We start from the raw sequence: 11,021 nt of genomic DNA, 5'->3' as shown, positions 1-11,021 counted from the left end.
CGGATACCGGAGCCCGATCGACTACGAACACGACCACCGAGCCAACTCCGCCCTGGGGCTGGCCGCATAGAAGATCTCCACAGTTCGAGGGGATTGACAGAAGCCGCCCTTCCACCTCGAAACCAGGGACTGTAGAATCCGCGCATGCCTGACACTTGGATTGCCCTCGATACCGCTGCTCGGCGCAAGAACTGGTGGTGGACTGGATATTTGACGGCAATTTTTGGCGGCTTGGCGATAGCACTGACTGCGGTAGGCGAACAATTCTCGTGGATTATTTCTGTTGCTATATGCTGGCTGCTCTCGGTCACCTACATGATTAACCGGGGATACGGTCGAACTCTCCTTACGTCCGATCGGATCGTATTCCGTACTTTCTTTAGCCGCCGGTCGATCCCATGGGCTGAGGTTACTCATATCGAGAAGCGGCGCCATCAGGGGCGAAGCGCTGAGTGGTGGGACTTGCGCATCGTTCGCAAGCACGGGCGGTCGCTTGCAATACCCGGCGCATTTACTAGTCGGAGGTATGACAGTACTTTCGAAGGGAAGCTCACTCTGATTCGTGAGTATTGGGCTCGCTCGGCTCGCACAGAATGACCGTTGTGCCCGCCCGCCCGGCCCCATCGTCGCTTCCGTTGGGTGATCTTGGTGCGGTAGGGTCCTCGGTTTGTGGCACGTGATCACGTCCCCACGGGCTGTAGGTGAGGCCCGGGGACACTGTCCCCTCCGCAGCCACATACAGATGAGAGACCTGACCGAGTCCTACTGGCCGGTCTTCCGCCAGCGGGCGCGCAGGCTGAACGCCGCGCTCTTCGGCCGGCGTTCGCGGGTGAACACTCCCTTTTTGTTGCCGTCGACACGGAAGACTCCGGGCGCCGTGGCGAAGTCGGCGAAGTTCCAGACCTGCTCGCCGACGACCGCGTCGACACGGTCGAACACCCGGTGGTACACGTCGAGCAGTTCGGCCTGATACTCCTCGGTCCACGGGCTGGGTACGACGTTGCGCAGTCCGGGGTAGGCGTCCGCTCCGTACTCGGTGATGACGATGGGCTTGTCGTGCGCGGCCCACTGCCGCAGTTCCGCCGCCAACTCCGTCTCGGCCGCCGCCAGGTCGTTGGGGCCGAAGTACCAGCCGTAGTAACGGTTGAGGAGCACGACGTCGAACAGGTCGGTGACCACGCACTGGTCCGGTTTCCCCATGAGCGCGTTGACGTAGGCGACGGGTCGTGAGGGATCCAGTCGGCGCGCCTCGGCCGCCAGTGGTGCGAAGTAGTCGCGCGCCTCCGGTTGGACGTTGTCCGGCTCGTTGGCGATGGACCACAGCACGACACTCGGATGGTTCTTGTCGCGGGTCACGAGCTCCTTCACCGCCTGCAGGTGCGTGCGAAGGGTGCTCTCACTCACGGTGTCGGGCGAGAACGTGGACACCTTCCGACCGGAGCCGAAAACACCTCCCGCGATGTTCAGGTTCAGGCCGGCGGCCGCGGTCTCGTCGATGACCACCACACCCTGCCGGTCCGCGTAGTCCAGCACCTCTTCGGCGTAGGGGTAGTGCGAGGTGCGGAACGAGTTCGCGCCGGTCCACTCCAGCAGGGCGAAGTCGTGCACCATCAGGATGTCGTCGTGGCCCCTGCCGCGCACGGCGGCGTCCTCGTGCTTGCCGAACCCCTTGAAGTAAAACGGGGTTCCGTTGATCAGGAACTCCTTGCCCCGTACCTCCACAGTGCGCACGCCCACGGACTGCCGGTAACTGTCGACAAGGCCGCCGGAGCTGCTCCACAGCGTGGCCTCGAGTTCGTAGAGGTAGCCGTCGCCGGGCGCCCAGGGGTGCACGTCCGCGACTCTGAGGGTTCCCGCCGCTCCGGTGGCAACATGGACCTCGACCCCGGAGGCATCGCGCAGCGAGACACGCACCTCGTGCTCTTCGGCCTGCGCGGTGCTGTCCACGCGGTAGGCGACGAGGCCGGTCGTGTCCTCGAGGCTGGTGGTCACGGTGATGTCGGTGATGTGGACGGGGGGCGTGGTGTACAGCCACACGGGCCGGTGCAGGCCCGCGTAGTTGAAGAAGTCGTGGAAGTAGTGCTGCACACGGCGGCCGTCCGTGCGTTCCTCCACTCGGCCGGGTGGTATCGACTCCCAGGTCAGTTCGTTGTTGACCACGACGGTGACACAGTTTTCGGCACCCGGCCGCAAGTGCGCTGTGACGTCGGCCTCGAAGGGGGTGTAACCGCCTTCGTGCCGGACGACCTCAACATCGTTGACCCAGGCGATCGCGCGATGCGTCGCAGCGTCGAAGCGGAGCACCGTCCGTTCCCCCGCCCACCGGGCAGGAACCCATACATGCGTCTGGTACCAGACGTCGCCGACATGGTCACGGACGGTCGCGTCCGGGAAGATGTCGTTGTAGCTGGCGGGCACCGGGATGTCCACGGCGCCCGCGAGCTGCGAGCGCCACCAGCCCTCGGCACGGCCGAGGCCCTCCGCGTCCAGACGGAAGCTCCACAGGCCGCACAGGGAGCGGCGTTCACGAGTGGGGCCGTCCTGAGGACGAAGCATGGTCGGTTCTCCTGTTCGTTGTGCGCGTGTCGACTCGGTGGTCGAGAGGGCAGGTCTGCGGCGGTCGAAAGAGGGCTATTTGATGCCGGTGTTGGCGATGCCCTCGACGAAGTGCCGTTGCAGGGCGAGGAAGAGAAGGATGATCGGTGTGACGACCGTGACCGCCCCGGCCAGCAGAAGGCCGTAGTCAGTGCCGTTGGCTCCCACGGAGAAGAGGGCGAGAGCGACCGGCAGCGTGTAGTGGTCCTCGGTCTGTGCGATGACGAGCGGCCACAGGAAGTTGTTCCACTGCGCGAGGAAGGTGAGGATCGCCAGTGTCGCCAGCGCGGGCCGGGTCAGCGGAAGGATCACCCTGAGGAAGATCCAGGATTCGCCCGCACCGTCGAGGCGCGCCGCCTCGACGAGGGCGTCCGGGATGTCCCGGATGAACTGCCGCATGATGAACACGCCGAGCGGTGTCACGAGGAAGGGCAGGACGAGCCCGAGGTAGGAGTTGCCCAGGCCCATGTTGCTGACGAGCACGAACAGTGGGACGAAGGTCGTGACGCCGGGAATGATCAGCATGGTGAGGACGAGACCGAACAGCAGACGCTTCCCCGCGAACTCGATCTTCGCGAAGGCGTATCCGGCCATCGAGCAGAACAGCAGATTCCCCAGAACACAGGCCACCGCTACGAGTGTGCTGTTCAGGAAGTACAGTCCGAAGTTCTGCTTCGACAGCAGTTGTTCGAAGTTGGCGAAGGTCGGGGACCGAGGGAGCCAGGAGCTCGGATGAGCGACGATCTCACCTGTGGGTTTCACCGAGCCGAGGAACATCCAGGCAAAGGGCGCCAGCGTCGCGAGGAGGCCCAGCACGAGGGTGCAGTAGAGAACGACACGACTCGTAGGGACGCGCCGGGACGGACGCCGGTCACGGAAGGCCGGGCCTGTCGGTGTCGTGGTGGCCGGGCCTGTCGTCGTTGTGGTGGTGGCGGTCATGTCAGGCCTTCGCTCGGAAGATGCGGAACTGCAGAAAGCTCAGCAGAGCGATCGCGGTGACCAGCACATAGGACGCGGCCGAGGCCAGTCCGTAATTCCCGAAGCCGAATTGCTCGTAGGCGTAGTAGCTGATCGATGTCGTGCTGTCCAAAGGGCCGCCGCTCGTCATGACGAACGGTTCCTCGAAGAACTGGAGGTAGCTGATGCTGAGCAGAACGGCGACCACCAGGGTGGTCGGCCTGAGCAGCGGCAAGGTCACGCTGCGGAAGGCACGCCAGCGCGACGCGCCGTCCACAACGGCCGCCTCGTGCAGTTCGGGAGGTATCGACTGCAGTCCCGCCAGGAAGATCACCATGGGGATGCCGAAGTGCCGCCAGACCGCCATCAGTATGAGGGCGGGCATGGACCAGTTCGGATCGTTCAGCCAGTCCGGCCCCGAGATTCCCACTACGGACAGGACTGAGTTGATCATCCCGTCAGGCTTGTAGAGGTACCTCCACACGACCGCTATCGCCACGATGCTCGTCACGACCGGAGCGAAGTAGGCGACCCGGAAGAAGCCCTTCGCGCGCTGGATCCCGGAGTTGAGTGCGACGGCAATCGCGAGGGAGAACACCATCGTCAAAGGGAGGCCCACGGCGACGAAATAGAGCGTGTTCAGAGCGGCGCGGACGAAGGTGGGATCGGCGAACAGCGCGGTGTAGTTCTCCAGGCCGACGAAGTTGACGCTGAAGGGCGTCTCCACGTCCCTGCTGGTGATGTCGGTGACGCTCATCGACAGTGACGAGAAGACCGGCCAGATGCCGAAAGTCGCGAACAGCAGGACGAAGGGCGAGCAGAAGGCCCAGGCGACCAAGGTGCGCCGCAGGTGTCGGGAACCACCCCTCGTCCGCTGGGCGCTTTGCCTGGTGGAAGACCTCTCGCGTGCGGGTTCCACGGAGGTGGTCGTGGTCATCGAGGCTGCCCCGTTCCGATCGAGGACGCCTTCGCCTGAACCCGTTCCAGAGCGTCCTGCGGCGACGAGACACCTTTGGCCACCTTCTCGATCTCGGCATCGAGGACCGCGGCGATCTGTTTCCACGTGGTGACGTTCGGGCCGGGCAGCGCGGTCTCCAGCTGGGACCGGAAGGCGGCCAGCACCGGATCCGACTTGAGCTTCCCCTCGCTCCAGGCCGACTGCACGGCGGGAAGGTCTCCGGAGAGTTCGTACCAGTCCTGCTGGACGTCGGGCCGGGAGAGCCACCGGATGAACTTCCAGGCGCCGTCGCGGTTCTTCGCGTCCTTGAACACCGTCCAGTGCCCACCCCCGATGTAGCTGGCGTTGGACTTCGGCCCCTTGGGGAACGGGGCAACCCCCACCTTGTCCTTGACGAAGTCCGCTCCGCCCGCCTCCTCCAGCAGTGCCGTCTCCCAGGGGCCGGCGATGAGTGCGGCGGTGGAACCGTCGACGAACTGCGGCTCGATCTCCCCGAGGCCCACCGGCCCGTTGCGGCTGGTGGTCTTCGACGTGAAGAAGGACTGGTAGAACTGCATCCCCTCAAGGGCCTCGGGCGTGTCGAAGGTGAACTCGGTGCCGTTCTTGTTCATGAGGTCCGCACCGGCCTGCCACATGAAGGGCAAGACATACTGCCAGCTCGTCGCCACGCCGGTTGGGAGCGACAGGCCCCACTTCGCGCCCTGCTTCTGCAGGGCCTTGAGGAACGGGCGGTACTCCTGCCAGGTCTTCGGCGCGGACAGTCCGGCGGCCCGTGCCAGGTCCTTGCGGTAGAACAGGGAACGTGTCTCCACATACCAGGGGACGGCGTACGTGCCTCCTTCGAATGTGGTGCTCCGGGCGGCGCCGCTGTAGAAGGACGAGGTGTCGACGAGGCCGGCCGGTACCGGCTCGAGTCCGCCCGTCGAGGCGAAGTTCGTCAGGTCGGCGGTTCCGACGAGGGTGGCGTCCGGTGTGTCCTTGGAGGCGATCGCCGTTTCGACCTTCTTGGCGTAGTCCTGCCACGGGATGGCCGTGACCTTCACCTTCGCGTCCGGGTTGGTCTTCCGGAAGCGCGCGGCCAGCTCGGGCAGGTGCTCACCCTCGGTGCCCATGGCCCATACGTTGATCTCGCCCTTGGCCGGTGAGGTGTCGACGGGAGCGCTGGTGGCGCCCCCACTTCCTTGCGTATCGGACCGGCCGCAACCGATCAGGAGCAGTGCGGCGGTCAGTCCGCCGATGAGTGCTTTCGAGACAGGTGAGGTGAACATCGTTGTCCGTCTCCTCTCCACCCGGTGGATGCGTGAGCGGCTCTACCGCACGTCGTGGTGTGGGATGAGCGAGACCGTACATCGAAAACCGAACAGTTGCCATAGTTTCAGCGAGGGCAATGGTGGCGGGCCGGTGGCCGGACACTATTGCGCACCGCCACCCGGGTTCGGGGGCATGCATAGGCTTGGGGCATGACCGAAGAGACGACGGCCCGTCCGGCCACCCGCCGAGGCCCCTACGCCAAGAGCGCACAGCGCAGGGCCGAGATCGTCGCTTCAGCGACCGCCGTGTTCGCGGCGCGCGGCTACCGCGGAGGGTCCCTGAGGGAGATCGCCAAACAGCTCGGCATGAGCCTGACCAGCGTCGTGCACCACTTCCCCAGCAAGAGCGCGCTCCTGGTCGCCGTCCTCGAGAACGCCGACTCCGCGAGCGGCGACTCCTTCGAGTCGGACAGCCGGGAAAAGGGTGTGACCTACGCGGTGATGCGGTACGTCCGCCGCAATCTGGAACGACAGGAGATGCTGCGGCTCCTCGCCCTGATGGCCGCGGAGGCCTCGGCTCCCGATCACCCGGCGCACGAGTGGTTCCGTGACAGGTACGAGCGGGTCGTCACCCTTGTCGCGACCGCGGTACGCAGGGACCAGGACGAGGGTCGTATCTCCAACCGGAGGCATCCCGAGCTGATCGCGGCAGCCCTTGTGGCCATGTGGGACGGGCTCCAGCTCCAGTGGCTCATCGACCCGCGGCGTGATCTCATAGCCGGGATATCGGCAGGGTTGGAGGATCTGTTGGGCGATCCTTCCGCCGGCAGCCGGCACCCGTAGCAGCACCTGGCGCCCTCCCGACCGGACATCAGCCGCGCCGCCCGCCCGGGCTTCCGGCCTGCCGGGTGCGGGAATGCGACGCAAGCCGCTCACCGCCTTGCTCAAGTGCGCCCGGCCGCGATCAACGTCGGCGAGAACATGGAAAACGTCGTGGAGACGCTCTGGCGCGGCCTGCGTCCACGGCTCCTCGAAGCCCATCGGGCCGGAGTGCGTGCGGGTGCCGAAAATTCCATCCATGGTCTGTGACGTGCAGGTTCTTGTAGGCGGCCGATGGATGGCGGACAGGCGTGTCAGGCTGATCGATCGTGCTGCTACGACTGCCCTACCTCGCTGTGTCGAGCGTGTTCGCCTTCATACGGCTCCTGCCGATGAGCGACGTGGACAAGGACATCGAGATATTGACGCTGCGCCACCAGCTGGCCGTCCTGCAGCGCCAGACCGACAGGCCGCGCGTCACGACGGCGGACCGCGCCTTCCTTGCCGCGCTCCTCCACCGGCTCCCGAGGCCCAAGCTGCGGCAGTTGCACCTGATCGTCTCCCCGGACACGATCCTGCGGTGGCATCGCGATCTCATGCACCGCCGCCACGCCGACGCCTCCCGGCGCAAGCGGCCCGGCAGACCGTCGGCCCGTCGCAGCATCCAGGCTCTCGTCCTGCGCCTGGCGCGGGAGAACTCCGGATGGGGCTACAGAAGGATCCACGGCGAACTCGCCGCCCTCGGCATCAAGATCGCCCCTTCCACGGTGTGGGAGATCCTCAAGCAGCACGGGATCCAGCCTGCCCCCGAACGTGACCGCCAGACCTGGGCCGCCTTCCTGCGCAGCCAGGCGCACGCGATCCTGGCCTGCGACTTCTTCACCGCCACCACCCTGAACGGCACGAGCGTGTACGTCTTCGCCGTCATCGAGCACGCCAGCCGCCGCATCCGCATCCTCGGCGCGACAGCCCACCCCACCGCGGACTGGGTCACCCAGACCGCGAGGAACCTGGTCATGGACCTTCAGGACGCCGGCGCCACCGTCACACACCTGATCAGGGACCGCGACGGCAAGTACACCCGCGCGTTCGACGCCGTCTTCGAGGCCGAGGGTATCGAGATCGTCACCACCGGCATCCGCATCCCCCGCATGAACTCGCTCATGGAGCGTTGGGTGCAGACCTGCCGACACGAGCTACTCGACCGCACCTTGATCTGGAACCTGCCCCACGTGCTCCACACACTCGCCGAGTTCGAAGTGTTCTACAACCAGCACCGGCCCCACCGCACCCTGCACAGCGCAGCACCCCTGCGACCGGTCCCCGAACCGATCACCGAACCCGAGCGGCTCGACCGACTGGACGTCCATCGACGTGATCGACTCGGCGGCCTCCTCCACCAGTACACACACGCCGCCTGACCGGCACGGACGTAATAATCGGCACCCGCAGTGTTCACCGGCGTCCGCATGCCAAGGATGAACTCGATTATGGAGAGATGGGTGCTCAGCCCCCGCCGCGAGCTCCTCGACCGCACCCTCATCTGGAACGCTCACCACCTGCGCCATGCCCTGAGCGAGTACGAGCGGTTCTACAACGAGCACCGCACCCACCGCTCCCTGCAGGCAGCCGCGCCGCTGCGCGCACTCCCCGAAACCATCACCGACCCCAGGGAGATCGCTCGCCTCGACATACGTCGACACGACCGCCTCGGCGGAGTGATCCACGAGTACCAACACGCCGCTTGACCTGCACGGACATGATTCTCGGCACGCACAGTGTCCACCACTCAGGGGGAGGCCCCACCTTCGACAGACGACGCATCTATCCCAAGAACCCGGATGGATACCGGGCCAAGGGAGCGATGCGGGATGGTTCCCGTGTTCACGGTGAATCGATCGATCAGTCCGGCATCCAGCTTTGCCCCGGCAGCATCGCCACGGTTACGCCGCAGGCTTTCACCGTGGCCTCCCCACCGACACGCCAAGTCGGCTACGGAGTCAGCCCGCCCAGCGAACAGACTGTGCACTGCAACCCGGCCCATATCCACCAGATTTGAGCCGGTGCCACGCTTACGGAGCTTTACCACTGTTTCCTCTCGTATGCCCTCTGATCTCGCTCGCCGGACCCGGCCCGTCTGGCAGTTCCAGGCCGTCCCGGCTTTGTCAGCGCTGCTTCCCGCCCTCCCCGGCGTCTCCCGGGTCGGACTGCGCTCAGCTCCCACCAGCCTGCTGCGACAGGCTGGCGAGGAGGTCTTGCACCTCCTTCAATTCACCGCGCCTCACGGCGCAATCAAGATTCCCGACAGAGTCGCTCACTGACCGTCGACCGGGCGACGCGAAACCCCACGTCTTCGACGCGGAAGGTCGGATGGCTGCGGCGTCTCACCGAGGCCCGGCAGCTCCAGTGCTCATCGAACCAGCCTCCGCCGCGCAGTACTCGGTAACTGCCGTAGACCTCGGGGTCATAGAGGTCCCAGCACCATTCCCATACGTTGCCCAGCATGTCGTAAAGTCCCCAAGAATTCGGCCGCTTGCCACCCACTCGATGGCTCTGATCGGATGAATTCTCCCGATACCAGGCAATTTCATCGAGTGGTCCGTATCGTGGTCCACTCGTACTGGCACGACATGCGTGCTCCCACTCGGCCTCGGTTGGCAGCCGGTACCCGTCGGCCGACATGTCCCATGTGACTCCTTCTGCGTCGGCATGGAACGCATATGCCAACGAGAGCCCGTGGTAGCTGGACAGCGCATTGCAGAACTGCACAGCATCTCGCCAGGAGACGCCCTCGACGGGCAGCTGGTCCCCTTGGGCGGTGCTCGGCTGGTGACCGGTGATGTGCGTATAGAGCAGCTGCGTCACCGGGTGAGCCCCGAGACGAAAAGGTTCAAGCGGAACTGTCCACTTCCGCAGCGTTCGCCGGTCCGACAGCTCCACGCGCCCGGGCGGAACATCAACCATCCCGGAGTCTCCAGTTGTGTTCATCAACAAGTGATCATATCTCCCGAGCGGCGGGCAGCCCCCGCCGGGTGCGAAGCGCGATGGCCGTCAGGATGAAACCGTCTCGGCACCGCCAGCGGCCATTCAGCCTGTTCGGAAACTCATCACTGGATCCCACCGCTGTGGCGGACAACTGTGCGGTGAAGGTGCCCGATCGGGCACCGATTCTTATGTCGGCCTGCTCGAAGCCGAGTTCCCGCTGGGTGATCGGATACCAGACCTTAAAAACCGCTTCCTTGGCGCTGAACAATAGCCGGTCCCAGCGGATCTCCGGGTTCATTCCTGCCAACTCGTGTACCCGGGTGCGCTCCTGCGGCAGCGAGATGAACTCCAATAGATCCGGAGGCAGCGGTTCGTTTGGTTCGGCATCGAGGCCCAGCCCGCGGAAGTCGGAAGCGCGGGCGACGGCGGCCGCTCGAAATCCCAGGCAGTGGGTCATGCTGCCGACCAGCCCGGCCGGCCACTGCGGCGCGCCCCGGGGCCCCGACAGGAGGGGGGATGCGGGTACGCCGAGCGCGCTCATCGCCCTACGGGCGCACATGCGGACACTGGCGTACTCCCGTTTCCGCTTCGGTAGGGCGCGAGTAACCGCAACGGCCTCGTCCGGGTACAGGGCGAGCAGGGACGATTCGTAATCAACGAAGGCGTGCTCGACACGGGCAGGGGCAGGTATCAGTTCATTGATCACTTGGGTCGGAACGTCCTTGCCTTCAGGCGGACTTCGAGGAACTCGAGGTCCGTCAGGAACCAGACATGGTCAGTCATGTTGAATTCGTGATTGCGCGATTGCTTCCGTGGTTGTGTGAGTACCCGAGATCGTCAGTGGCTGCGAGCCTGTGTGACTCTCGCATGCTCGCCCCCTGCCGGTGGGTGCAGCCAGACCTTCCGCAAGGGCGAACGGGGTGGGCGCGGGCGCCACTCCCGTGGATAGCCGATCGACACTTCCTCGAAGCGAACGCCGTCATGCCAGGTGACCCGGGGAATGTGGAGGTGTCCGTAGATGACGGCGGCAGCCCGGAATCGCCGGTGCCAGTCCGCGGTGAGTTCGGTCCCGCACCACTGGGCGAACTCCGGGTGCCGCAGCACTCGGGTGGGCTCCCGCACCAGCGGATAATGGTTGACGAGGATTGTGTGGTGTCCGTCGGGGACGGCGGCCAGTCGTTCCTCGGTGAGTTTGACTCGGTCTCGGCACCAGGCGTCTCGCGACGGATATGGGTCAGGGTGCAGCAGGTATTCGTCGGTGCATACAACGCCCGCCTCGTGAGCGATGCGCAGTGACTCCTGTTTGGTGCGGGCTTTCGGGGCTAGGAATGAGTAGTCGTACCCGACGAAGAGCGGGGTGTCAATCCCCTCGAACTGTGGAGATCTTCTATGCGGCCAGCCCCAGGGCGGAGTTGGCTCGGTGGTCGTGTTCGTAGTCGATCGGGCTCCGGTATCCG

Annotated in this window: 9 protein-coding genes and 1 pseudogene; 3 read left to right on the top strand and 7 right to left on the bottom strand. The window is 65.2% G+C overall.

The genetic code is table 11. The annotated features are described in order from the left end of the window. Window positions 1-762 precede the first annotated feature (762 nt). From uidA to ABD357_RS05515, 4 genes are all read right to left on the bottom strand, one after another. Window positions 763-2,556: a beta-glucuronidase gene (uidA, locus tag ABD357_RS05530; RefSeq protein WP_344387859.1), complete on the bottom strand. Its 1,794-nt coding sequence runs from the start codon at window positions 2,554-2,556 to the stop codon at window positions 763-765. 75 nt (window positions 2,557-2,631) lie between these two features. After that, window positions 2,632-3,534: a carbohydrate ABC transporter permease gene (locus ABD357_RS05525; RefSeq protein ID WP_344387858.1), complete on the bottom strand. Its 903-nt coding sequence runs from the start codon at window positions 3,532-3,534 to the stop codon at window positions 2,632-2,634. A gap of 1 nt (window position 3,535) precedes the next feature. Then, complete coding sequence (locus ABD357_RS05520) at window positions 3,536-4,489, bottom strand: carbohydrate ABC transporter permease (protein ID WP_344387857.1); 954 nt, start codon at window positions 4,487-4,489, stop codon at window positions 3,536-3,538. Further along, complete coding sequence (locus ABD357_RS05515) at window positions 4,486-5,778, bottom strand: sugar ABC transporter substrate-binding protein (RefSeq protein ID WP_344387856.1); 1,293 nt, start codon at window positions 5,776-5,778, stop codon at window positions 4,486-4,488. The genes ABD357_RS05520 and ABD357_RS05515 overlap by 4 nt, the downstream gene beginning before the upstream one ends. Before the next feature lie 192 nt (window positions 5,779-5,970). Between ABD357_RS05515 and ABD357_RS05510 the strand changes: the two genes are divergently transcribed. The 3 genes and pseudogenes from ABD357_RS05510 to ABD357_RS05500 all read left to right on the top strand — a co-directional run. Continuing rightward, window positions 5,971-6,603, top strand: coding sequence for a TetR/AcrR family transcriptional regulator (locus ABD357_RS05510; RefSeq protein WP_344387854.1), 633 nt, complete (start codon window positions 5,971-5,973; stop codon window positions 6,601-6,603). 305 nt (window positions 6,604-6,908) lie between these two features. Further along, the gene (locus tag ABD357_RS05505; RefSeq protein WP_344387852.1) at window positions 6,909-8,000 is read left to right on the top strand and encodes an integrase core domain-containing protein; all 1,092 of its coding nucleotides are present in this window, start codon (window positions 6,909-6,911) and stop codon (window positions 7,998-8,000) included. Window positions 8,001-8,030: 30 nt separating this feature from the next. Continuing rightward, a pseudogene (locus ABD357_RS05500) lies at window positions 8,031-8,327 on the top strand (integrase core domain-containing protein); the annotation flags it as partial. Window positions 8,328-8,871: 544 nt separating this feature from the next. On the opposite strand, the gene ABD357_RS05495 reads toward ABD357_RS05500, so the two are convergent. From ABD357_RS05495 to ABD357_RS05485, 3 genes are all read right to left on the bottom strand, one after another. After that, entirely contained in the window at window positions 8,872-9,567 is a 696-nt protein-coding gene (locus ABD357_RS05495; protein WP_344387861.1) for a formylglycine-generating enzyme family protein, read from the bottom strand. A 10-nt stretch (window positions 9,568-9,577) separates the two neighbouring features. Further along, window positions 9,578-10,270: a 4'-phosphopantetheinyl transferase family protein gene (locus tag ABD357_RS05490; protein WP_344387849.1), complete on the bottom strand. Its 693-nt coding sequence runs from the start codon at window positions 10,268-10,270 to the stop codon at window positions 9,578-9,580. Between the two features lie 131 nt (window positions 10,271-10,401). Further along, window positions 10,402-11,021, bottom strand: a 620-nt coding sequence (locus ABD357_RS05485; RefSeq protein ID WP_425584747.1) for a metallophosphoesterase, incomplete at its 5' end; no start/stop codon positions are given.

Source organism: Streptomyces vastus (assembly GCF_039532825.1).
Taxonomy (GTDB): domain Bacteria; phylum Actinomycetota; class Actinomycetes; order Streptomycetales; family Streptomycetaceae; genus Streptomyces; species Streptomyces vastus.
The sequence above is the reverse complement of the archived record's forward strand: the minus strand, read 5'-3'. Positions and strand labels throughout refer to the sequence as shown.